We start from the raw sequence: 663 nt of genomic DNA, 5'->3' as shown, positions 1-663 counted from the left end.
GCTGGCCACGGCGAGCGCAGTCAGGAGCGGATCAATCACCGCAATGGATACCGCGACCGGCGCTGGGAGACACGCGCCGGGGCGGTGGATTTGAAGATCCCCAAGCTTCGCCGGGGCAGCTACTTTCCGGCGTTTCTGGAGCCGCGCCGGACGTCCGAGAAAGCGTTGGTGGCCGTCATCCAGGAGGCCTACGTCTGCGGCATCTCGACGCGCTCGGTCGACGATCTGGTGCAGGCCATGGGCATGAGCGGCATCTCCAAGAGCCAGGTCTCGCGCTTGTGTGCCGAGATTGACGAGCGGGTGCAGGCGTTCCTGAACCGGCCTCTGGAAGGCGACTGGCCGTACCTGTGGATCGATGCGACGTACGTGAAGCAGCGCGATGCCGGCCGGATCGTCTCGGTGGCCGCCATAATTGCCGTGGCAGTCAACACCGACGGGCGGCGCGAGGTGCTGGGCATGTCGGTGGGGCCGAGTGAGGCCGAGCCCTTCTGGACCGACTTTCTGCGCAGCTTGACTCACCGTGGCCTGCGCGGCGTGAAGCTGATCATCTCCGATGCCCACGAGGGTCTGAAGGCCGCAGCGAGCAAAGTGCTCGGCTCCACCTGGCAGCGCTGCCGCGTGCACTTCATGCGCAACGCTCTGGCGCTGGTGCCGAAGAAGCAG

General features: G+C 66.2%; 1 protein-coding gene. It reads left to right on the top strand.

What is annotated here, in order from left to right:
• On the top strand, positions 1-663 hold a 663-nt coding region (locus DEH80_RS17035; RefSeq protein WP_109721724.1), incomplete at both ends, for an IS256 family transposase.

The sequence above is a fragment of the Abyssibacter profundi genome (genome assembly GCF_003151135.1).
GTDB classification, from domain to species: Bacteria; Pseudomonadota; Gammaproteobacteria; order Nevskiales; family OUC007; genus Abyssibacter; species Abyssibacter profundi.
This window is presented reverse-complemented; position numbering and strand designations above follow the sequence as displayed.